This window comes from Amycolatopsis sp. cmx-11-51 (genome assembly GCF_047608665.1).
GTDB lineage: Bacteria > Actinomycetota > Actinomycetes > Mycobacteriales > Pseudonocardiaceae > Amycolatopsis.
The window spans coordinates 1-21,091 of sequence record NZ_JADNQO010000016.1; the positions used below are offsets into that span (position 1 = coordinate 1).

24 protein-coding genes and 1 pseudogene are annotated in these 21,091 nt (G+C 65.5%); 14 read left to right on the plus strand and 11 right to left on the minus strand.

Features of this window, described 5'->3' with window-relative positions; genetic code table 11:
- Positions 1 to 606 precede the first annotated feature (606 nt).
- Entirely contained in the window at positions 607 to 1,053 is a 447-nt protein-coding gene (locus tag ACM6LU_RS33240) for a hypothetical protein (RefSeq protein WP_414941786.1), read from the minus strand.
- Between the two features lie 171 nt (positions 1,054 to 1,224).
- Here ACM6LU_RS33240 and ACM6LU_RS33245 point away from each other — a divergent pair, with 171 nt between their 5' ends.
- Positions 1,225 to 2,208, plus strand: coding sequence for a DUF5937 family protein (locus ACM6LU_RS33245; protein ID WP_414941787.1), 984 nt, complete (start codon positions 1,225 to 1,227; stop codon positions 2,206 to 2,208).
- A 452-nt stretch (positions 2,209 to 2,660) separates the two neighbouring features.
- Here the strand turns inward: ACM6LU_RS33245 and ACM6LU_RS33250 are convergent, their stop codons facing one another.
- The gene (locus ACM6LU_RS33250) at positions 2,661 to 2,993 is read right to left on the minus strand and encodes a MerR family transcriptional regulator (protein WP_414941788.1); all 333 of its coding nucleotides are present in this window, start codon (positions 2,991 to 2,993) and stop codon (positions 2,661 to 2,663) included.
- 860 nt (positions 2,994 to 3,853) lie between these two features.
- Here ACM6LU_RS33250 and ACM6LU_RS33255 point away from each other — a divergent pair.
- The gene (locus ACM6LU_RS33255) at positions 3,854 to 4,105 is read left to right on the plus strand and encodes a hypothetical protein (RefSeq protein WP_414941789.1); all 252 of its coding nucleotides are present in this window, start codon (positions 3,854 to 3,856) and stop codon (positions 4,103 to 4,105) included.
- A gap of 277 nt (positions 4,106 to 4,382) precedes the next feature.
- On the opposite strand, the gene ACM6LU_RS33260 is transcribed toward ACM6LU_RS33255, so the two are convergent.
- Together ACM6LU_RS33260 and ACM6LU_RS33265 are read right to left on the minus strand one after the other, a co-directional pair.
- Positions 4,383 to 4,760, minus strand: a complete 378-nt coding sequence (locus ACM6LU_RS33260) for a DUF6292 family protein (RefSeq protein WP_414941900.1) — start codon at positions 4,758 to 4,760, stop codon at positions 4,383 to 4,385.
- An 86-nt stretch (positions 4,761 to 4,846) separates the two neighbouring features.
- Positions 4,847 to 5,287 (minus strand): Hsp20/alpha crystallin family protein, encoded by a 441-nt coding sequence (locus ACM6LU_RS33265; protein ID WP_414941790.1) that lies wholly within the window; start codon positions 5,285 to 5,287, stop codon positions 4,847 to 4,849.
- A gap of 103 nt (positions 5,288 to 5,390) precedes the next feature.
- Between ACM6LU_RS33265 and ACM6LU_RS33270 the strand changes: the two genes are divergently transcribed.
- The 7 genes from ACM6LU_RS33270 (at position 5,391) to ACM6LU_RS33300 (ending at position 8,624) form a co-directional block, all read left to right on the plus strand.
- Entirely contained in the window at positions 5,391 to 6,002 is a 612-nt protein-coding gene (locus ACM6LU_RS33270; protein ID WP_414941791.1) for an HSP18 transcriptional regulator, read from the plus strand.
- A 138-nt stretch (positions 6,003 to 6,140) separates the two neighbouring features.
- Positions 6,141 to 6,611, plus strand: a complete 471-nt coding sequence (locus tag ACM6LU_RS33275; protein WP_414941792.1) for an Asp23/Gls24 family envelope stress response protein — start codon at positions 6,141 to 6,143, stop codon at positions 6,609 to 6,611.
- Positions 6,608 to 6,925: a hypothetical protein gene (locus ACM6LU_RS33280; protein WP_414941793.1), complete on the plus strand. Its 318-nt coding sequence runs from the start codon at positions 6,608 to 6,610 to the stop codon at positions 6,923 to 6,925. Before ACM6LU_RS33275 ends, ACM6LU_RS33280 begins: the two co-directional genes overlap by 4 nt.
- Positions 6,926 to 6,944: 19 nt before the next feature.
- Positions 6,945 to 7,121 carry a hypothetical protein gene (locus tag ACM6LU_RS33285; RefSeq protein WP_414941794.1) on the plus strand — a complete coding sequence of 59 codons (177 nt, stop codon included), beginning with the start codon at positions 6,945 to 6,947 and terminating at the stop codon, positions 7,119 to 7,121.
- 35 nt (positions 7,122 to 7,156) lie between these two features.
- Complete coding sequence (locus tag ACM6LU_RS33290; RefSeq protein ID WP_414941795.1) at positions 7,157 to 7,531, plus strand: Asp23/Gls24 family envelope stress response protein; 375 nt, start codon at positions 7,157 to 7,159, stop codon at positions 7,529 to 7,531.
- The gene (locus ACM6LU_RS33295) at positions 7,528 to 8,055 is read left to right on the plus strand and encodes a DUF6286 domain-containing protein (RefSeq protein ID WP_414941796.1); all 528 of its coding nucleotides are present in this window, start codon (positions 7,528 to 7,530) and stop codon (positions 8,053 to 8,055) included. Before ACM6LU_RS33290 ends, ACM6LU_RS33295 begins: the two co-directional genes overlap by 4 nt.
- The gene (locus tag ACM6LU_RS33300) at positions 8,052 to 8,624 is read left to right on the plus strand and encodes an alkaline shock response membrane anchor protein AmaP (protein ID WP_414941797.1); all 573 of its coding nucleotides are present in this window, start codon (positions 8,052 to 8,054) and stop codon (positions 8,622 to 8,624) included. The genes ACM6LU_RS33295 and ACM6LU_RS33300 overlap by 4 nt, the downstream gene beginning before the upstream one ends.
- 4 nt (positions 8,625 to 8,628) lie before the next feature.
- Here the strand turns inward: ACM6LU_RS33300 and ACM6LU_RS33305 are convergent, their stop codons facing one another.
- Positions 8,629 to 9,567 carry an anti-sigma factor RsbA family regulatory protein gene (locus tag ACM6LU_RS33305; RefSeq protein ID WP_414941798.1) on the minus strand — a complete coding sequence of 313 codons (939 nt, stop codon included), beginning with the start codon at positions 9,565 to 9,567 and terminating at the stop codon, positions 8,629 to 8,631.
- Between the two features lie 234 nt (positions 9,568 to 9,801).
- On the opposite strand from ACM6LU_RS33305, the gene ACM6LU_RS33310 reads away from it, so the two are divergent.
- Together ACM6LU_RS33310 and ACM6LU_RS33315 are read left to right on the plus strand one after the other, a co-directional pair.
- Entirely contained in the window at positions 9,802 to 10,098 is a 297-nt protein-coding gene (locus ACM6LU_RS33310; protein ID WP_414941902.1) for a DUF6545 domain-containing protein, read from the plus strand.
- Positions 10,076 to 10,713, plus strand: a pseudogene (locus ACM6LU_RS33315) (hypothetical protein). The gene ACM6LU_RS33310 and the pseudogene ACM6LU_RS33315 overlap by 23 nt, the downstream one beginning before the upstream one ends.
- A 41-nt stretch (positions 10,714 to 10,754) precedes the next feature.
- Here the strand turns inward: ACM6LU_RS33315 and ACM6LU_RS33320 are convergent.
- The 3 genes from ACM6LU_RS33320 to ACM6LU_RS33330 form a co-directional block, all read right to left on the minus strand.
- Positions 10,755 to 10,964 carry a hypothetical protein gene (locus ACM6LU_RS33320; protein ID WP_414941799.1) on the minus strand — a complete coding sequence of 70 codons (210 nt, stop codon included), beginning with the start codon at positions 10,962 to 10,964 and terminating at the stop codon, positions 10,755 to 10,757.
- Between the two features lie 282 nt (positions 10,965 to 11,246).
- Positions 11,247 to 11,819 (minus strand): GNAT family N-acetyltransferase, encoded by a 573-nt coding sequence (locus tag ACM6LU_RS33325; RefSeq protein ID WP_414941800.1) that lies wholly within the window; start codon positions 11,817 to 11,819, stop codon positions 11,247 to 11,249.
- On the minus strand, positions 11,816 to 13,135 hold the full coding sequence (locus ACM6LU_RS33330) for a helix-turn-helix domain-containing protein (RefSeq protein WP_414941801.1): 1,320 nt from the start codon (positions 13,133 to 13,135) through the stop codon (positions 11,816 to 11,818). The genes ACM6LU_RS33325 and ACM6LU_RS33330 overlap by 4 nt, the downstream gene beginning before the upstream one ends.
- 196 nt (positions 13,136 to 13,331) lie before the next feature.
- Between ACM6LU_RS33330 and ACM6LU_RS33335 the strand changes: the two genes are divergently transcribed.
- The gene (locus tag ACM6LU_RS33335) at positions 13,332 to 13,463 is read left to right on the plus strand and encodes a hypothetical protein (protein ID WP_414941802.1); all 132 of its coding nucleotides are present in this window, start codon (positions 13,332 to 13,334) and stop codon (positions 13,461 to 13,463) included.
- Positions 13,464 to 14,086: 623 nt separating this feature from the next.
- Here ACM6LU_RS33335 and ACM6LU_RS33340 read toward each other — a convergent pair.
- Positions 14,087 to 14,419, minus strand: coding sequence for a MerR family transcriptional regulator (locus ACM6LU_RS33340; protein ID WP_414941788.1), 333 nt, complete (start codon positions 14,417 to 14,419; stop codon positions 14,087 to 14,089).
- 1,816 nt (positions 14,420 to 16,235) lie between these two features.
- On the opposite strand from ACM6LU_RS33340, the gene ACM6LU_RS33345 reads away from it, so the two are divergent.
- Both ACM6LU_RS33345 and ACM6LU_RS33350 read left to right on the plus strand, forming a co-directional pair.
- The gene (locus tag ACM6LU_RS33345; RefSeq protein WP_414941803.1) at positions 16,236 to 17,279 is read left to right on the plus strand and encodes a nucleotide disphospho-sugar-binding domain-containing protein; all 1,044 of its coding nucleotides are present in this window, start codon (positions 16,236 to 16,238) and stop codon (positions 17,277 to 17,279) included.
- A gap of 74 nt (positions 17,280 to 17,353) precedes the next feature.
- Entirely contained in the window at positions 17,354 to 19,339 is a 1,986-nt protein-coding gene (locus ACM6LU_RS33350; protein ID WP_414941804.1) for an NB-ARC domain-containing protein, read from the plus strand.
- On the opposite strand, the gene ACM6LU_RS33355 is transcribed toward ACM6LU_RS33350, so the two are convergent.
- Positions 19,336 to 20,244 carry a hypothetical protein gene (locus ACM6LU_RS33355; RefSeq protein WP_414941805.1) on the minus strand — a complete coding sequence of 303 codons (909 nt, stop codon included), beginning with the start codon at positions 20,242 to 20,244 and terminating at the stop codon, positions 19,336 to 19,338. The genes ACM6LU_RS33350 and ACM6LU_RS33355 overlap by 4 nt on opposite strands.
- A 194-nt stretch (positions 20,245 to 20,438) precedes the next feature.
- Positions 20,439 to 21,053, minus strand: coding sequence for a hypothetical protein (locus tag ACM6LU_RS33360; RefSeq protein WP_414941806.1), 615 nt, complete (start codon positions 21,051 to 21,053; stop codon positions 20,439 to 20,441).
- Between the last annotated feature and the right edge of the window lie 38 nt (positions 21,054 to 21,091).

Genomic DNA, 21,091 nt, shown 5'->3' on the forward strand with positions numbered 1-21,091 from the left:
CCGGAACACACGGCTGGAAAGTGGCACTCAACACACTGATCAACATCTTTCCCGGACGCATACTTTTCTGATAACCTACAAACGTAAGCAATCACCTCTGGCTTACACAAAAAACGTGACAGGCTCCGAGCACCGCCGTCGCGACCAGGGAACGGACGTTCAAGTTCGACCTCCTCATTGACATTTCCTCATGCGGACCCGGCCGACAGGGCAAGCCGGTCTCATTTCCTTGTTGTCATGGCCTCACCCGGAGGGAACCACGCATGATTCCGGCTCGTGACGAAGACGCGGAGCCACACATTTGCGGGTGATCGACCGGAATAGCGGCAGCTCGTGCGCTTCCCCGAAAGCGCACCAGGATTAGAAAATCCCTAGCGACGCCCGACGGCCGGGCAGTCACTTCATACTGGGTGGTGTCCTATTACCGAACCATCCGCCGTTCGAGTGGAGCAGGAACCTGGCAACCACGAGGAGTGCGTGACTTGCCACGTCCTCGTCCAGGGAGATTGTTCCCACCGCCGTTCGCCGAGTTGTCCTGACCTACGTGGCGGATACGGGGCCCATACGCGGTCACGGGCTCAGGCCGGACGGTGCCGCTACCGCCGGTCAGCCATCGAGGGGCGGCACCCAGGGCCTCCCCGCATGGGGACCGGAGCAGACGCTGACGCCGCGATAGCAGGCAAAGTACTCGAGGCCGTCGTCGGGGTTTCCGCTGGTCATCCAGACATCGACCCCGGTGGCTCCGCCTGCGACGTCGGTGAAGAGGGGAAGGGACGCGGGCCCGGATTTGTTGTACCAGGTGCTGGAACCCCGCCAGCCCAGCCAGGTTGTGCCTGCCCACGCCTGCGCGTAGATCCGTCGGTACCCGCTGGCCTTGAACGCTCCGTCGACGCCGACCGACCGGTTGTACCAAGTGACCGTGCCTTTGTAGTAACTCGCGCCGACCACGATCGAGAAGGTACTGGTGGGATAGGCGGCGTTGGCGGGTGTCGCCGCGAAGACCATCCCGCCAACCGACGCGACCGCGGCCACGGCCGCACCGACCTTTCTCATCCGGTTCTTCGCCTTCGTTGTGTCCTTCGGTCTCACCATGACGATCACTTCCAGGTTCATCGGGTAAGGGGGCACGTTGTTCGGCGACACCACTCAACCGCGTGTGGGCCTAGCGCCGGAAAGCATTCGAGCCCGTTCAAATCCACCACGGCAGCTGCTACCGTCGGCGCGGTGCTCACGTTGCGTGTAGACGCCGACACGGTGTCCAGGACGCGGTGGTCGCCTTCCCCCGCATCGGAGTCCATGGCGTGGCTGAAACTCGCCGCCGCGTCGGGACGGCACCCGGTGTTCGGAGACCCCGGACCACTTGCCCGCGCGTCACTCGCCCATCCGGACGTCGCCCTGCTCGCGGACCTGTTGCCGCAGAACGGCGACACCTACACGCCCGACCTGCTCACCCCGCAACCAAAAACGGACGCCCGGCGCCGTGACCTGCTCGGTGAGCAGATCGCGCAGATCGAGGCGGCAACGCAGGACGACCTCGAAAACCAGGTCTTCACCTACACCCGGACCCACTGGAACAGACCACTGAGGGCCACGACCCGCCGGATCGCGGAGTCGGGGCGGATGCAGCGACGTCTCGCCAACGGTCTCGCGCGGTTCTGGCGGGATACCCTCTCCGATGGCTGGCCCGAATTGCGCTCGATCATCGATCAGGACATCGCCCACCGTGCGACGGCCATCGCCACCCAGGGCGTCGGCCGGACGCTCGGAGCACTCCACCCCGACATCGGTTGGGCCGGCGACGCGGTCACCATCGCCAAGCCTTGGCACGGCGAAATCGATGTCACCGGCCGGGACCTGGTCCTCGCCCCCAGTGTGCTCAGCTGGCCCGACGTCATCATCCAGGTCGACACCCCCGGGCAGTTCGTCCTCTACTACCCCGCCCAGCGGATCGGAACCAGCCAGGACCGCAGATCCGGAAACATCGCGCAAGTCGTCGGCAACGCCCGCGCGGCCCTGCTGACGGACCTCGAAACCGCCCGATCCACCACTGAACTCGCCATGCGGAACGGATACACCCCAGGCACCGTCTCCTACCACCTCAGCGCACTGCACCGCGCGGGCCTCGTCACCAAAGTCAGAGCCGGGCGCTACGTGCTGTACCAGCGGACCACACAGGCGGCAGGTCTGCTGGAAGAAGCCCGTGACTAGCCTGGGCCTGTGAACCGCCAGGCCGCCCTTCCCTGCTGTTCGAGCCGGTTGAAGCAGCGTTGCACGATGTTGCGTTGTTTGAAGACCGCTGCGCCGACTCAGGGTGGCGCGCGGATCGCGTAGCCGGAGGTGGCTTCATGACGAGCGAGTCCGAGGAACAACCGACCTGTCCGCGGGGGCAAGCTGGCCGGGCCGGTCGAGGCGGTGCCTGACGAGTTCACGTTCCCGGCGGTCGTACAGATCAACACCGACGTCTCGTCGACCAAAACAGTCGAGGCCCGCTGGAAAGCGGCGCGGTGACCGGGCGAGAACGGCGACGAGCCGCCATTGACCGAAAGGCACGCCGTGAGAACAACGGCGGCTGTAACGAACACGACAAACCGCGCGATCGCCGGCTCGTTTGACGACCGGTGCGAGGTGTGCCGCGGGATGTTTGCGGCACACCTGGCGGTTTAGTCGGTGGTGGGGAGTGTGTGGTTTTGGTGTTGTGCGTCGTGGAGTTGGTCTTCGAGGGTGATGATGCGGCAGGCGGCGTCGAGGCCGGTGCCGTTGTCGACTAGTTCTCGTACGCGTGCGGCGAGGCGGAGTTGGTGGCGGGAGTAGCGGCGGTGTCCGCCTGCTGAGCGTTGTGGTTGGAGGAATCCGGTTTCGTCGAGGCTGCGTAGGAAGTTTTGGGTTGTGCCGAGCATGTCTGCTGCTCGGCCCATGGTGTAGGCGGGGTATTGGTCGTCGTCGAATTTGTCGGTCCCACTGGGTGTGGGGGTCTCGCGTTGGTCTGGAATCATTCCACCTCCGCATCGCAAGGGACCCCGGATGCCGTGAGGCGTCCGGGGTCCCTGGGGTTAGGTTTCACCATTGTCAGTCGGCTGTGAGGCTGACTTCGTGTATCCACGGTGTCCGTCCGAGAGGCGGACGATGTGGAGATCGCTGAGTCGTAACCGAGAACCACCTACCAATCTGATGGGACTGCGGTACCCGCGCGGCAGTGCTGCCCAGCCGCGGCGGGCGATCCAATGATGTTCCCTGTCCCTTCTTTCCGGTGTTTCTTTCTTGCTGGGTACTTCCTGTGCTGCGTTTGTCGTGGACGTCACCGGCTGGAACCCTTTCACTGATCGGCCCCAGCACGCGTCACGCCGCTGGTCACTGCCCGGAGCCCTGTCCGAAATCGGCTCCGGCCACCTGACCGGTCCTGCACTGACCAACTTACGTACTGCTAACTGTCGTGCAACTGCGTACTGCTTGTGCTGCTAACTGTCGTGCAACTGCGTACTGCTAACTATCTTGTAACTGCGTACTGCTTGTACTGCGACTGCATTGCTTCGCCGGGATCGGCCTTGCCCTGTGCGTCTTTACTTCTCGATCCCGGAATACTGCTCCGGCCACCAGTCGAAACCTGTTCACAGATTGGCTTCGTCCTGCCTGGCCGCCTTGTCTCACTTCGCGGGTAGTTCCGTCATCTCCCGCGCCTGCTTGACGTTGTCTCTCTCGGTACGAGAAGAACACTACACGCACCCAAGCTTGAGAGTCTACCCTCGCCATCATAAGTTTGTTCGTGTTCCGGCGGGAAGCTCCTTCGGAAGCCCGGAACCGCGGGTCAGCGGCGAGGGGCATACGGCCAAGGACACTCGGAAGGGTGACGAGGGGAATGAGTGACTCGATCGCGCGGCAGGATCCGTTCGACCTCAGCGGAGTGCGCGACCACCGGGAGTACGCCCGCGCTCTCGCGGGGCTGGTCGACCAGGGCCGTCGGGAACGCTGCGTCGCGCTGCTGTCGGAGATCGAGGCATATGTGGTGGCCGAGTTGCTCGGTCAGTACGCCCAGGTCGACCCCACCTCGGAGCTCAACCAGCTGGCCGCGACCCTCGGCAGCCGTCTCTACAGCCGACTCGGGGTTTGATCTCCTCGCCTGATCGCGCGGACCAGCCCGTCGTTGCCCGGGAACGAAGTGTCCGGGCAATCACCTTCAGAGCTGTCGCTTGTCGAAGAGCGTCAGGCGTGTCCTCAGTGAAGGCGGACACCACTTGGATTCGCGTGTCCCAGGATCACGCGTGGCGTTGTCACCGTCGACCAGGGGTCAGGCGTTCCCGAGGAGTATTCGAGCGCTGCCGTCGACACGAGAGATCATCGTGAACGGTGCGCTTGCCGAGCCGGTCATGCTTGGGGCAAAGCGCCCCTCAAGCCGGCCTGGACGTCATGGGTGGCGACGGCGGAGTGAGCTGTCCGACGCGGTCGTCGTCCGCACGCAAGGCGCTGACGAAATGCGCGACCCGGGCCGGTGGCGGGGTGGCGGTGGTCCCGCCGAGATAACGGAGGACGATGAGGTCCTCGCCGGAATGGGTCTCGATCGCCGCGGCCCAGCCGTGCATTTCGTCCCACAGCAGGGCGACGTCACGCCCGGGGTGGCGGGGGAGCCGCTCGTCGAGGGCGACGTAGGCCGAGACCGGGCTGTCGTGGTCGACGGTGCAGGATTCGAGGCCGATTCCCAGGGCGGCGGTGACTTCGGCGAGATAGCCCCACACATCGTCGCGGGTGTGGGAGTGGCGGGCAGGCATGACGAGTGTCGTGGTCAACGAGGATTCCCCTTCTTCCCCGGTCTGGTCCGGTGCGGGGCCCGCGGACCCCGCACCGGACCAGACACTCAGGCCTGGATCTTCCTGCGGTCGGACTCGGTGCCGGTGATCTCGATGCGCCGTGGTTTGGCCCTTTCGGCGACCGGGACACGCAGCGTCAGGACCCCGGCTTCGTAGTCGGCCGCGATGCGGTCCGTGTCGAGGGCGTCGCCGAGGAACAGCTGACGGGAGAAGACGCCCAATGGACGTTCGGAAACCTGCATCTGCACGTCTTTGCCGGGGATCGGCCGCCGTTCCGCCTTGACCGTCAGGACGTTGCGTTCGATGTCCAGTTCGATCGCGTCGGCGGCGACGCCGGGAAGGTCGAAGCTGACGACGAACTCGTCGCCGTCGCGATAGGCGTCCATCGGCATCGTGGCCGGTTTGGACCAGGTTCCCGGGTTCGCGGCGCCGGACATCTGCTGGGTGAGGCGATCCAGCTCACGGAACGGGTCTGTGCGCATCAACATCGGGTTCCACCTCCTGGGTTCGTTGTCTCTGGTGTCAACACGCCCCACTGTTCTAACATGTCATCGGAAAGATGACAACTGTTGAGTCGTCGATGGGATGACAATGAGGGACGCAGACCCGGCGCGGATGATCCGGACCGTGCATGACGTCGTGGCCGAGGCCCGGTCCGGCGCGGCGGAACCGGACCGGCTTTTGACGGCCTTGGCCGCGCTGAGGGCGGTGCGTGAAGAACTGGCCGCGTGGGAGCCGGAGCTGATCGCGGCGGCCCGGGCGGGCGGTACCAGCTGGACCTCGCTCGCTCCGGCGCTGGGGGTCGCGAGCCGTCAGGCGGCGGAGCGGCGGTTCCTGCGGTTGCGGCCGTCCGTCACCGGCGAGAACACGGGGGAGGCGCGGGTCGACGCGGAACGCGAGCGGCGGGCGGGGGATCGCGCCGTGGCGGACTGGGCCCGGCGCAATTCGGCGATCTTGCGGCAGCTGGCCGGGCAGGCAGGGGCGCTGGACGGGCTGGACGCCCAGGCGCGGGAAAGCGCGGACCGGCTCAGTACCGCGCTGGGCGAGAACGACGTCACCGGTCTGCTGGCGCCGCTTGCCGACCTGCGCGTCCACCTTCCGCGCGAGCACACCGGTTTCGCCGAACGGCTCGGGGAGATCGGGGCGCACACCGATCAGGTCCGGCGGGACGCCGTCGATCATCGCCGGGATCGCACTGCCTGATTTGACCCGGGCGGAGGGACGGGTGTCACACGATGGGGTCGTGACGATCTTCTCGGACCCGGGTCTTAGTGGTGTGGAAGTAAGGATGGACTCCGTGATCTTCCGCTGAGACCACAGGAACCGAGCAGAGGAGAAGTCATGACGAATTCGACTGCCACCCAGGCTCCGAGCAAGTCGACCGCGGTCGAGAAGACCGGCACGGGCGCGTTGGAGTCGAGCAAGGGTGCCACCACCATCGCCGACACTGTCGTGGCGAAGGTCGCCGGCTTGGCCACCCGTGAGATCTCCGGTGTGTACGACCTCGGGGGTGGCGCCGCCAGGGCCTTCAGTGCGATCCGTGAACGCATCCCCGGAGCCACGGCCTCGGCGAGCCAGGGCGTGTCGGTCGAGGTCGGCGAGAAACAAGCCGCGGTCGACCTGCAAATCCTCGTCGAATACGGCGTGTCCATCGCCGACCTGTCACGCGCGATCCGGAAGAACGTCATCGGCGCGGTCGAGCAGATCACCGGGCTCGAGGTCGTCGAGGTCAACATCAACGTCTCCGACGTGCACATCCCCGGTGACGACGAGGACGAGGACACCAAAACCGACACCGGCCGCGTCCAGTGAGCCCCGGCGTCGAGATCGACGCCGACCGCATCGCCACCGCTGTGCAGGCCCGGCCCCACATCGCGGGTCTGCACAGCGGCCGGTTCGGCGAGATCGCCACCCTGCTGCGTGGACGCCGGATCCCGGGGATCCGCATCCGCGACGACGAGATCACCATCGGCGTCACCGGCCGCTACCCGGCGACCGCCGTCGAGATCGGCGACGACGTCCGCACCGCGGTGGGGCCGATCGATCGCCCGGTACATGTCCGGATCGGCGACATCGCCTCGCCGGCCGATGAACCGGAGACGGTGCCCGACGCGTCCCTTTCCTGATCCACGCCAAGGAGAACCCATGAATTCCACGCATCTCGGCCTGCTCACCGGTCTCGCCCTCGGGCTCGCGGCCGCTTTCGGCGGGTTCGGCGCGTTCCTCGTCGTCCTGGTCCTCGGCGCCCTCGGGTTGCTGGCAGGCCGCGTCCTCGACGGCAAGCTCGACCTGTCGCAGCTCACCGGCCGCGACAGGGGCTGACCGCCATGACCGCCACTCTGCCGAGCCCCCCACCTATGACGGCTCCAGCCGACACCGCGGACCGGGGCGTTCTCACCATCTCAGACAGCACCGTGGAACGGATCGCGGCTCATGCGGTGACCGAGGTCGACGGCGTCGGCGGCGCCGCGAGCCGTGTGCTCGGTGTCGCCGTCGGCGGCGAAGACCTCGACAACAGCGCCAAGGTCACCGCGAAAGTCGCCGGTGGTACGGCCACCCTCGACGTCCGGATCTCTGTCAGCTATCCGATGTCGGTCGCTCGCGCCACGGGAAACGCCCGACGGCATCTGATGCGCCGCATCGAAGAGTTCACCGGTCTCACCGTGTCGCAGGTGGACATCACCGTGACCGCGCTGCACACCGCCACCGCCGAAACCAGGAGGGTTCAGTGAAACGCCGCCCACGCCGTAGCATCCCCGCGACCCTCACCGCGATCGTCCTGCTCGCGGCCTGCGCCCTCGTCGCGGTCGTCGCGATCCAGATGCTCCTCGGTGAAACTCCCTGGATTCGCTACGACACAGTCGCCGGTGCGTTGCACGACACGCGCTGGAGCGACGTCATACCGGCCATCGTCGGCGCCGGCGTGGTTCTGCTCGGGCTGATCCTGATCTTGGCGGCGGCACTGCCGGGCAAGCCCACCGTCCTGCCGCTGCGGGGTGATCTGGACTCCGGAGCTTCGCGCCGAAGCTATCGCTCCACCCTTCGCGCCGCGGCCGCCGCGGTGGACGGTGTGTCCGGCGCGACGGTGAAACTCAAATCCCGCACGGTCGCCGCGAAAGTGAGTACCGGGCGGACGACCACCGATGGGCTCGCGGATGCCGTCCGCGGCGCGATCGCGCACCGGCTCGACCAGATCGATCCCGCCCTCCGCCCGGCCGTCAAGGTCAGGGTCCGTTCCGCCAGGAGTGCGTCATGACCAGTCTCAACCGGCCCGCCCGCCTCAATCGCACTTTGCTCGCCTTCTTCGGACTTGTGCTGATCGCGGCCGGCGCCTTCACCCTGCTGACCCATTTCGGCACGCTCACCGTCCTGAAACCGGAATCCGCGCTGGTACCAGGAACGGGACAGCCACCTACCTGGGCGCTCTATGTCACCACCGCGGTCGCGGTGGCGCTGGGCCTGCTCGTGCTGCGATGGCTCATCGCGCAGCTGACCCGCAAACCCAAGACCCACACCTGGCGCTGTGAAACCGACCCCGCCTTCGGCCGCACGGAGCTGGCCGCGAGCACCGCGATCGAGCCGTTCACCACCGAGGTGACGGACTATCCCGGCGTCCACGCCGCGCACGCGACGCTCGCGGGTACCCGCGACACACCGGCTGTCGCGCTGGTGATCAGTGCCGAGCAGGACGGCGACGTCACCGAGATCCGTCGTCGGATCGACACCGACGGCTTGCCCCGATTACGGCAAGCACTCGATCTCGACACGCTGCCGGCGACCGTCGAGTTCCGCTTTTCCGCCAAGACGGGCGCCCGCGCGCTCTAGCCGATCACAGCTGGAAATGAACGCGCATGGTCGTGCCGTGAACGTCAGTGTGGAGGCGTACGAGGTCGGCCATGTGGTTGACCAGCAGAAGGCCGCGGTTGCGCAGTTGGCCGGGCGCTGCGGGGCGTCGTCCGGCCAAGGGGTCCGTCATGGCGCCGTGGTCGTTGACCTCGCAGACGAGATGCCGGTCGGTCGTCCAGATCCGCAGCCGACCCAATCCGCCGCCGTGGTCGACGCTGTTGGCGATCAGCTCGGTGACGACCAGTTCCATGTCTGCCGCCTGATCATCGGACAGGCCGGCATGGTCGGCGTGGGTGCGCGCGAGGGCGCGGGCTCGGGCGAGGTTGGTGGCATCGACGGCGAGTTCGGTGGCGTCGGCCGGTTCGGGCAGCGGCCGGTTGTAGTCGGCGATGACACGCACGGGGTCATAGGCCGCGCTGGTCCGCCGTCCGGCGCCGTCGATGAGAAGCGGATGGGTCGCTTCGGCGTCGGTCAGCACCGCCGGTGCCAGGTTCTGCGTGTCGTAGGGGCACAGGATGGTGAGGTCCCGGCCGGTGAAAGCAAGGTTGATCAGGGCTTCGTGCTGGACGCAGGCTGGGTATTCCTGGTCGGTGCGACCCGGCCAGATGGGTTCGCCGATGATGCGGACGTGCTGCCCGGCATGGGCGTCGGCGAACGCGCGAAGGACACCAGGGATGATCCGTCCGGGGTTTCGCCCGGCGATGGTCATATCCAGAAACCGCACTCGTTCGGCGTCAGGGCCGAGTTCGGCCCGTAGCAGGACGAGGTTGTCTTCCGGCACTGCTACGGTGACGGGTTCCTCAGCGGCAATCCCGGCCAGGACGAAGGGGACAGTGCCGGCCAGGTACTCCTCGGGTCCTCGGTAGAACAGGGCGGGGTGAACGAACGACTCGGCGCCGGGTGCGCAGGCGAGTTTGCTCATGATGCCCTTTTTTCCTCGCCGATCACCTGCAGGCCTCTCTGGCCGGGAACCGGACCACATGGAGCTGGCTGGTGTGTGAGGAACTCACAAACGCAGCGTACGCCGGTCGGCCACGGCCGTGAGGCCAGTACTCTCTGTGCTCGCACTATCGACCGTCGGTACGTGGTCGGCTTGCGGTCGTTGAAGGACTTCGATGCTTTCGGGCTCCGGCTGCCACCATTCCCGGTGCTCGACGTGCCAGGCGTCGTCGTCACAGGTCAGCCACGTGCGCCGCTCCAGCCAGCGAGGCGGCCCGGCGCGAACCGAGCGTACGCGCAGGCCGTGACCATCGCCACGGCCCTGGGCACCGCGGAGCGTGGGACACCGGTGTACGCCGAGTGGCCGGTACCGTTCACTCCGGGCGAGGCCACTGACGACTACCGCGAGGAAGCCACATGGCTCGCGACGGTCGCCACCGCCTACAGCACGTCCACCACCGTCGCTGAGATCCTGAAGGAGACCAGCAGCCATGCCGCCGACCCCGTCCACTGAGTCCGCGACCAGCGAGACCCGGAAGCGCGCGGCACGCATCGCCACCGAAGTCCTCGCGCCCTGGGTCTGGGTCCTCGGCCTGCCGCTCGTCGTCGCGTGGAAAGTCACCGGCTACCACCTCGGCGAGACGCTGTTGTGGGGCTCATCGTCGGTGTCACCGGTTCGCTGATCCCGATGGCCGTCATCGTGCGCGGCGCCAAGCAAGGGAAATGGGACAGCCACCACGTCACCAACCGTGCCGGGCGCCTCATCCCGTTCGCCGCGTGCATCGGCTCCCTCGCGTTCGGTTTTGTCGTCCTGATCGTCGGCAACGCGCCGCACGAGATGACTGCACTCGCGGCCGCCGAACTCGCGTGCCTCCTGGTCGCGCTCGCGGTTACGTTCGGATTGAAGTTCAAGATCTCGATGCACGCCATCGTCGCGGCCGATGCCACTGTGATGCTTATGAGCGTCTACGGCCCCTGGCTCGCCCTGCTGTTCCTCGGCGTCGCCTGGGTCTGCTGGTCACGCGTCGAACTCAAAGACCACACCACCGCCGAAGTCAGCTTCGGTACGGTCGTGGGTCTTCTCGTCGGCGGTGGCAGCTACATCACTCTTGCCGCCGCACTGGCATAGCAGAGGTGGGGGCGCTGCTGTTACCAGTGCCCCCACCCTGGTCAGGACTTCTTCTCGTTCTGCTGCTCGTCTTCCTTGCGAATGTCCTCGAACTCGTCTTCGGCGTTGGGGTTCGTGGATTCGGTCTTCCACCAATCGTTGGGGACATACACGAGAGACGAGTCGGACGCGACCTCGATGGGGTCGCTCAGTTCCCGCTCGGTCTTTATGCGGTACGGGAGCGCGGCTACGAACTCTTCGAGGGTGATCATTCGTCGTCGTCCGCGCTCTTCGAGCTGCCGATCAATTCGCTGACGTCAACAATGTCCTCTCCATCGTCCCCGTCGGAAAGCCACCAACGAATTTCGAAGCGGGATAGCACGCGATCTCCTAACCTGATGAATCGAATTTCTTGCAACTAGAATGCCAGGACGCGATGTCCTGGACTGATTTTGGCAAGCTGGAACATTGGGCGTGAATCACATTCGCGCCCAATGTGCCCTCTATGGCCATTTTGATGATGTTGACGCAGGTAAATTGTGGAATGCACTGGATCAGTGTTCTTCTGCCCACTCGCTGCTGAGAATCGAGTAGAGGACAGAATCGCGCCACGATCCGTTGGTGAAGACGTGATCGCGGAGAACGCCCTCCCGTTTGAACCCGAGTCGGCCTACAACCCTCTGAGAGGCATGGTTGTCCGGGCCGATCGCTGCGGTAACCCTGTGCAGTTCCAGATTCGTGAATGCGAACTCAAGCATGGTCGAGACTGCATCCGATGCGAACCCTCGGTTCCAGCAGTCTGCGGCCACGGCGTATCCGAGCTTCGCGGCCTGCGCTCCTGATAGGGCGAGTCGGCAGAATCCGATCAGGGTGTCGTCGTCCCTGCGTGTGATCGCGAGGTAGTACTCGTTCCGAGGTTGAGATCGCGCACGCTGGACCGCGCCGTCGACCATGGCTTGTGCTGCTTTTTCATCGCGGCTGTCGAATGAGAGGAAATGCGTCACCCGATCATCACCGACGATTCGGTGCGCGGCAGGCCCGTCGGACTCCCGGAACTCCCGAAGCTGGGTCCTGGCGCCGATCGGTTGAACGCCCGTCCACGCTTCCTCTGTGCTCTTTGCGGTCACTGGGACAGCGCCAGTCGCTGAGAGGTGAACGCACGCATTGAATCACCCAACTCATTGAGGGTGCGGCCTTCGGCTTCGATCGTCGCGAGGCAGCGCTGTACGTACCCGACGGCTGTAACGACGCCGTGCGTTCGCTGGCCAATGGGCAACTCCAGGACCCCCGTCATTGCGTCGGCGGCCCCATCGAACTCGGTTCCGGCGATCCTCGCGATGGCGAGGGCGCACCGTGTTCCTGCCTCGTCGCCGAACGCCCGATCGCCGGCCGGAGCCGCTTCATAAGCGGCGATCGCTTCGAGCGCAAATCGCTCGGTCGCCGCGGCAGCGTCGTTCCCCGCCCAGGCCAACGCTTCCGCGGCGTAGTAAAGCTGGCGCGGCCGATTGAACGTGCAAAAGCCGCCCAGGTCGTCCAGATCATCGCTGCGAGCGAGTTCGCGCGCCTCGGTCGCTCTATCGACTGCCTGGCGGGCGTCGTCGAACTGGCCGAGTGCTGCTAGCGACCGAGCTTCCCCAGACGCGAGCCACACGGCGGACGTGTTCCTGCTTCGCTCCGCGAACTCGGTGCCTTGGCGCGCGTACTTGAGCGAATCGGAGTAGCGGCCAGCCCAATAAGCGATGAGTGACTGCAACCCCTTGGCCCAAGCCTTCAATCCGTCGTGCCTGGCATTGTCTGCGGCTGTAAAAGGTGCTCGCGCATGGACCATTGCTTCGTCCGACGCGCCGATATCGTGTGAAGCACGCGCCATGAGCCCGGATGCGACACCAGCGAGAAGATGGAGATCCCGACTTTGCTTCGGGCGTTGTCGACCTTCAAGTAGACCGAAGACCTGGTTCTGCGTTTCGCTCATGTCGCCCAGTAAGGTTTCCAATGGCTTCTGCTGGTAGGCCACTGTCAACTGGCGAACGTCGTCGGTCAGTTGGTCCAAGGTCTCTGCTCCCACGTTCGATACCTCCGTCCTGCTCAGGAACTCGCGTGCCCGCGTTGCGCTCCTCGCGATTACCTGTCGTTGCCAGTCGTACCGCTCGTGGTCAGGCGGTAAACCGCTTGATTCCATCGGGCTTGCCTGGAGGACGAGACCGCTCCCTACGGCCGGACCCAAGTGCCGAGAAGCGGCTTCACCGAAGATCTGTTCGAGTGCGGCTTGAGCGTGGGCGTAGGGCCGCTTCTTCAGGTCGCCGTTGACCCACCGGTACGCCTGGCGCTCCGACATCTCAGTTCCCGTGATCTCCCGAAACCGGTCCATCAGATCTCTGAGCGTCATGCGCTTCTGCTTCATCAGCTGGTCAAGGCGGGTACGCGGCAACTCACTGTCCACCATCACGCCCTCCTCTGCCCCGATGGCTTCAGATTAGGGCGAGTGCCCTCGTCGGGGCGAGCCCAGCTGGCAGAAGGCAGAAGAAGGCAGAAGAAGTCAGGGATCACGGCATTCCGAAGTCAGAGTCCTGCGCGCCAACCTGGAGGTATCCAACACGCTGCGTTACCAGCGGTGATAGGCGAACGACCAGGAGCAGCACATGTCTCAGCTGCAGGATCAGAAGCACGGCGCCGCCACAGGCCACGTCGCCGAAGACGTCGTGGCGTGCGACCGGGGCGACCTCGGACTGCGGCAGGGAGCCCGACGTGGGAACGGCTGGGACTCACAGTGACCCGAGACGGGATGCACGGACTCTGGCTCGACCAGTCGGATAGCTCGACCCACTGGAACCTGCCTGACGTTCCGGCCGCTCGGTAGCGGATGGGGGTGGAGTGGCTCCACCCCCATCACACCGGCTTCAAAGCCTGAATGCCGCCATGCTGCGAGACCAGCCTAAGTGCCTCTGAACTGCGGTTATGTGGGGAACGCTTGAGGTGTCAGTGCCAACTTGACTTTGGGGACGCTCAACGCCGCCAATGTCACATTGGGGGCATCGAACGAGTCACCGGTACGCCACCTTCGCCTTACCGCGCCTCGAAATGAGTCACCTTGGGAAGAGCGTCAGCTCTGAACCAGGCTGTCGTCGCGACCGCGGAACTGCCCGCCACGCACGTACCGGGTGCTGTTTTCGCCGAGTTGCACGGCGCCGTAATCTTCTGCCTCGACTGGTTTGGGCCGAACCCCGGGTTCGGACGGCGCGACCGGTATCGCGCCGGCGGCCGTCGACCTTGGTTGACCAGGGCCTGTGGGGGAGCGGCCATGGTGAGGCGACGATCTTCGTGATCACCTGTGTTTCATGAGGGAGCGCGCGTCCGGAAGCGGTGTGCCGCGGGCTGTTGCGGCACACCTGGCGGTTTAGTCGGTGGTGGGGAGTGTGTGGTTTTGGTGTTGTGCGTCGTGGAGTTGGTCTTCGAGGGTGATGATGCGGCAGGCGGCGTCGAGGCCGGTGCCGTTGTCGACTAGTTCTCGTACGCGTGCGGCGAGGCGGAGTTGGTGGCGGGAGTAGCGGCGGTGTCCGCCTGCTGAGCGTTGTGGTTGGAGGAATCCGGTTTCGTCGAGGCTGCGTAGGAAGTTTTGGGTTGTGCCGAGCATGTCTGCTGCTCGGCCCATGGTGTAGGCGGGGTATTGGTCGTCGTCGAATTTGTCGGTCCCACTGGGTGTGGGGGTCTCGCGTTGGTCTGGAATCATTCCACCTCCGCATCGCAAGGGACCCCGGATGCCGTGAGGCGTCCGGGGTCCCTGGGGTTAGGTTTCACCATTGTCAGTCGGCTGTGAGGCTGACTTCGTGTATCCACGGTGTCCGTCCGAGAGGCGGACGATGTGGAGATCGCTGAGTCGTAACCGAGAACCACCTACCAATCTGATGGGACTGCGGTACCCGCGCGGCAGTGCTGCCCAGCCGCGGCGGGCGATCCAATGATGTTCCCTGTCCCTTCTTTCCGGTGTTTCTTTCTTGCTGGGTACTTCCTGTGCTGCGTTTGTCGTGGACGTCACCGGCTGGAACCCTTTCACTGATCGGCCCCAGCACGCGTCACGCCGCTGGTCACTGCCCGGAGCCCTGTCCGAAATCGGCTCCGGCCACCTGACCGGTCCTGCACTGACCAACTTACGTACTGCTAACTGTCGTGCAACTGCGTACTGCTTGTGCTGCTAACTGTCGTGCAACTGCGTACTGCTAACTATCTTGTAACTGCGTACTGCTTGTACTGCGACTGCATTGCTTCGCCGGGATCGGCCTTGCCCTGTGCGTCTTTACTTCTCGATCCCGGAATACTGCTCCGGCCACCAGTCGAAACCTGTTCACAGATTGGCTTCGTCCTGCCTGGCCGCCTTGTCTCACTTCGCGGGTAGTTCCGTCATCTCCCGCGCCTGCTTGACGTTGTCTCTCTCGGTACGAGAAGAACACTACACACACCCAAGCTTGAATGTCTACCCCCGCCGCCACAGATTTGCTCATGGCTTCGCGTGGAAGAACCTCCTCGCCGCAGATCCGCAGGTCAACGCGGGGTGCTGCCAGATGACATCACTCGAAAGAGCAGGACCGGGTAACCGACTCGACCGCGCGGCGGGACCCGCACGGCTTCACCGGCGTGCGCGACCACCAGGAGCACGCCGACGCCTGCTGGGTCAGGGCCGTCGCGAGCGGTGTGTCGCGCCGCTGCCGGAAACCGAGGCACAGGTCGTGGCGGAACTGCCGGGTCAATACGCCCCTCTCAAGCCGCCCTTCTCAAGCCCACCGCGCAGCTCGGTCAGCTCGCGGCCACTCTCGCCGGACGGCTCTACAGCCGGCTCGGCACGTGCGCACCTGGTCGGGGGTGTCGCCGTTTCTCAGCCGATCCGGCAACGGATGCGAGGCCCGATCCGGCGTCGTATCGTCGGAGACAGCCCGCAAGGTTCAGCCCTGGGTGCCCTGCGGGTCAGTGGTGACCATCCCGGACTGCAGCCGGGACTCCCCGCGTGACGGAGGAGCGGGCTCCGGACCCGGGCCCGCTCCACCTCCATGGTTGTCATCAGGTCGAGCAGTGAGATCGATGAAGGGACGAGCCCGAGGCGTCGGCGGGCTCATCGGTCAGCTCGCCCTGGACCGCTGGATCGTCGCGTACGCCGCGCTCATTACCGGTACGGAGTGCTGCCGATCCGCGCGTGAGGTTCATTCGCGCATCGCCGAAGTTCCGACGCATCGGATACGAATCCGCCATCAGCTTCCGGACGGCGTACGGGAGTGAGTGTTCAGCTTGCCTGCTGACGGTAAAGCCGGTCCCCAGGAAGCGTTGCGCTGGCCTGAGTCCTCCCTCGGAGTAGCTGCGCGAGTTCAATCCTGAGCGGGTAACCGAGGGCATCAGGACACGCAGTCATCCGAAGTGGAAGCCAACCAAACTGAGTGCCCTTGGCACGCACCAGTTTTTCCATCAGCTGGCTTACGCGTGGCAGCGGCTTCGCGTCGCCTGGCCTGTGGGCAGCGGGACAGGTGGTCCGATACCATCCGGCGTCCGGGGGGCTTGTGGTGGAGTTCTTGTTCGTGCCGTATCAGGCGCATGGGCATGTGGCGCCGATGCTCGCTGTGGCGTCGAGGCTTGCCGCTCGTGGCGTGCGGGTGCGGATGGTGGCGGGCAGGCAGTTCGCCGCCTCGGTGCGCTCGGCCGGGGTCGTGCCGGTGGACGTCCATTCTGCTTTCGAGGTTCGTGTGCTGGCTGGATGGGGTTGCCGTGATGTCGCCGAACGGCACCGGTTGTGGCTTTCGCGGCGTCGGTTGGCATCGGATATGGCCGCTGTTTGCCACGGCGAGATCGCTCGTATGGGGGCAGGCGTGGTCGTGGTTGATCCGCATATGGCGTGGACCCGGAACCTCCGGCTCCCGGAGCGTGTTCGGATGGCCTGGGTGTGTACGACGTCGGGGCGACGGATTCCGCGAGGGGCGAGTTCGGTCCTGGTCAACGGAGTGGCGGAGCTCCTCGGCGATGCCGTGGTGGGTGATCGCGTCCGGTTCATCGGTCCTTTGCTGGGTGCTCTGTCCGTCCCGGATCCCGGCATTCCCTGGGATCGTGTGCGGGGGACGAGAGTTCTTGTCGCCGCCGCGGGAACCGTGTTCACCCAATCCGTTGAACAGCTGCGAAGCCTGGTGGCCGCTTTCGCCGACTCGGAATGGACGGTCGTCCTGGCGACTGGCCGGATTCCGGCGGCGGCATTGGGGCGCCTCCCGAACAATGTGTTGGCCTATTCGTGGATACCTCAGGCTGAGGTGCTCGGTCACGCGGATATGTTCCTGACCCACGGTGGGATGAACTCCGTGCTGGAAGCGATGGCGTGCGGTGTGCCGATGGTGGTGCATCCAAGAATCGCGGAGCAGCGCAGGAGCGCGGTGAGACTCGAGAAGCTCGGAGTCGCCAAGGTGGTCTCGTTCAGGGCGGGGCTGCGTGAGCGGATCGAGCAGGTCGCTGATGACAGGCAGATCCGGATGTCCGTGAGCCGGCTTCGGCAGAAAATACTGGAAGCGCCCACGGCGGACCGGGCCGCCGACGAGCTGTTGGCACTTGCCTGGGTCGTCTGAAGTGTCGAAGCTGTCACTCTGTGCCGCGAAAACCGGTAGGGTCGCCGACGGTGTGACAACGGAGGGGAGCCGTGGTGACCGATCGGCCATCGAGTCCGATGAACCTGCCGAAAAAGCCCCGGTTGATCAACCGGCTCGTCGAGGTGGACGAGGTCGCGGCCCTGCGAGCGACGGCGCTGGCGGAGGGCGAGCCGCTCTTGGTGCTGCTGACCGGGCCGCAGGGCATCGGCAAGACGGTCCTCGCGGTCAGTCTCGGCTATCGGTTGGCAGGCGACTTCCCCGACGGGGTCCTGTATTGCGAGGCACGGGGTTCGGACCTGCGTGACGCCGCCAGCGCTGACGAACTGGCCCGGCGGCTGCTCGTCCTGCTGGGCATTCCCTGGACCGAGGTCCCGGCCGCTGCCGTCGACCGGATCCAGGCCCTGCGCACCGCCATGTCCGGTAAACGGCTGCTGTTCATCTTCGACGATGTCGCGGTCGCCGCGCAGATCGAGCCGTTGCTGGGGGACGTATCCCGCGCCGCGGTGATCGTGACCAGCCGGAACAGGTTGAAGAGCCTGGAAATCAACCACCAGTTCGTCCAGGTCCGGTTACCGGCCTTCGACCAGGCCGCGTCGCTACAACTCATGGATTCCATCGCCGGCGACGCCGTCCGAGGTGTGCCTGAATCAGTGCTGGCCCGAATGTGCTCGATCTGCGGAGGGCTGCCCCTGGCTCTCGCGGTCACCGCGGGCAGGCTCGTCGACGGTGACGAAACCCTCGCCGATGTCGTCGACCAGCTCACCCGCAATGCCATGGAAGCACTCGACATCAACGGCGACTTCGTGGTGAAGGGCGTTTTCGACCAGGTCTACCGCGAACTGCGTTCCGACGACCGGCGGGCGTACCGGCAGCTGAGTCTGTTACCCGGGCCCCATTTCGGACCCGCGGCGGCGGCCGCGGTATTGGACATTCCGGAACACGCGGCGAAACGGCTGCTCGCCCGATTCGTCAGCTCGAATGTTCTGGAAGACGCGGGTGCGGCGCGGTATCGCTATCACTTCCTGATGCGCGAGCACGCGCTGGGGATAGCTCGTGACGCTGGTGTCGAAGGTGTCGAAGACAACGGCGACGCCGACGAGGAAATCGCGGCCGTCACCAAGGCGGACCGCTGGTACATCCGCCGCGCGGCCGCACTCGATCGGTCGTTCGCCGCACGCCCCGTGCCGCAAGGCTCGGCGGAGCTCTACGCGACGGTCGACCCGGCGTTCTCCGGTGCGGGGCAAGCCGCCTCGGCGGCGACGGAATTCGACGTGGAATGGCCGAACCTGCTCGCGGCCACTCGCCGGTGTGCCGACTACGGGGACTACAGCTCGGCCACGATCATGGCCACCGCCCTGTGTTCGTACGCCTACCAGTCGGGACGCTGCACCGAGGTGATCGACGTCTATCGCCGAGTCCTCGATCTGGTGACCGCCGAGCCGGTGCGGTGGCAGGTCTACCGTGACCTGGCCCAGCTTCACGAACGACTCGGCGAGTACGAGCAGGTCGAGCAGTACGCGTCACTGGCGGAGGAAATCCACCCACCAGGCCGCGCCAGCGCGATCGAATGGCGGGCACTGTCCTACGAGAGCCGTGGACTGCTGGCTGAGGCCCAGGAGGCGTTCCGCGTGGCCGCTGACGCTGTCCCTCTGATGGGTGATCCGGCGCAACAGGAACGGGCGAGTGCTCTGCTGCTGATGCATCGCGGACGGGCCGGGGTCAAACGAGGCGTTTTCGACGATGCGTTACCCCTGGTGAGTGCGGCGCTGCGATTCTTCGGCCGGTCGGGGAGGGACGGGTCGAACGTGGCTCGCTGCGAGGCTCTGGTCGGTGACGTCGCCTGGGCGCGCGACGACTTCGCCGAGGCCGAACAGCGCTGGACCAACGCGGCCGATACCTTCGCCGCACATCACGTCAGGGCCGACGCGGTCAAGACGTACGACAAGCTCGCCGCGTTGGCCGAGAAGCTGAACAGGCAGGCCGATGCCGCTGCCTACGGTGCGAAAGCCCGCGAAATCGAGAATGGCGGTGGCGTCTAGCTCGCCACCGACACGTCGTGGACTTCTCCGCCGAGTCCGAGGGAGAACCCGGGCTCGAGCGACCGTGCGGGGAGCCCCGCGGCATGCCACAGGTAGACGGCCGACGCCAGGATTTCACCCGGCACTCCAGCTGCTCTGAGGGTGATCAACGCGCCGTCTCGTGTTCGGACCTGGGTGTTCCTGTCGCCCGGAACCGAGGCCACGACGCAGGTCGGGTGCCGTAGCCAGAACTCGCGCCACCAGTGCTGGGGAGCTGGGCCGGGATCTGTCTCGCGGGCGGTCAGGACCGCGGCGTTGGCCACCAGTGACCGCGCCGGGTGGTCGATGGAGCAGTGCACATGCTGCTCGTCATCACCGGTCGGCCGGGGGCCGGCGCCTGGCCGGAGGGTCTCAGCAGGTCGGCGCTCCAGCTCGATCAGGCGTGAATCCGCGTCGACGTGCCCGGTGACCAGGTCCGCGAACACGTCCGGCTCCGATGGCTCCATCGACAAAGCCGGAATGGCCTCGATGGTCACCTCGGAGTCCGGTTCGCCGAGTTCGAGCAGCCGGTAGAACAGGCTCCGGAGTGTTGTCAGGGAACGTCCCGGCAACGACGTCACCCGATCGGCGACCGAAGCGAAACGGTCAGGCTCGTGCTCCTCGATCGCCGCCAGGAGATGAGACATGAACGGCCCGCGCGACGGCAGGCGGCGGGCTGTGTCGCCCAATGCTGAGATCGGTGTACCCGGTGGAACATCGTCGAAGGTGGCGAGGAGTGTCGGCTTGCCGAGTGCGGCGGCGTATCCGGTGACCGAGCCGTGGTCCCCGAGCACGACGTCCGCGGCGATGAGCCCGGCGCGCCACCCGTCGAATTCGGGCAGGAGCAGCATCCCTGCCCGGAGACAGTCCGCGTACCATCGCCGCACCTGGTCTGGTCCGTGCTCGTGCTGAACATTGGGATGCACCGCCGCGGCGACCGACCAGGAATCTCGTGGGAGCTCGCTCAACAATTCCCGAAGCAAGTGCGGGCGAGAACCGAGAAGTGATGAGCCGGACCACGTTGAGGACACCAAGACCAGCCGACGGCGACCGACATTCAGCGCGGCGCGATAACGGTTCCTCAGCAGGGAACTCGCGACGATCCGGTCGTAGCAGGGATCGCCGACCACGCAGGAATTCGGCAGAGCGGCAGGAGCGTTCTCGGCCACCGACTCGAGCTGGTCTTCATGAGAAAGACAGAATGCTTCCGCCCGCGGTTTTCCATGCTGGAGCAGCCATTCAGTGGAAAGGCCAAAAGCTGCCCGCTGCCCGCTGCCCGCTGCCCGCTGCCCGCTGCCCGCTGCCCGCTGCCCGCTGCCCGCTGCGGCGAGTATTTAGTATAGCCAATACCGTGTGAAAGGACCACGCGCGGAGCATTGACGCTGTCGAGTGCTCCGTGGTGGCTCGCTGAAATCGCCAGGTCGAATGATTGCCCTTTTGCTTCTTTCCAGGGAAGGATCAAAGCGCCGGCGTTTGTCATCGCTTCGTTCAGGCCGTGACGGAACGGGTCGCCTGCCAGGTGGGTGAAGAACAGTTGCACTCGTTCGTCGTTGTCGAAAGCCGGTATCACGTCGAGTAGCCGGGTCAATGTGGTCACGTTGTGTGCGGCAACGAGCACCTTCCGCGTGTATTTGAAGGTCGTCCAGCGGTGGGCGCCGGGCCTGGTGGGACCGTCGACTCCGTTCTCGCTGCTCATCGTGCTGTGCTCACCCTCGACTTCCTGTCTTCCCCGCT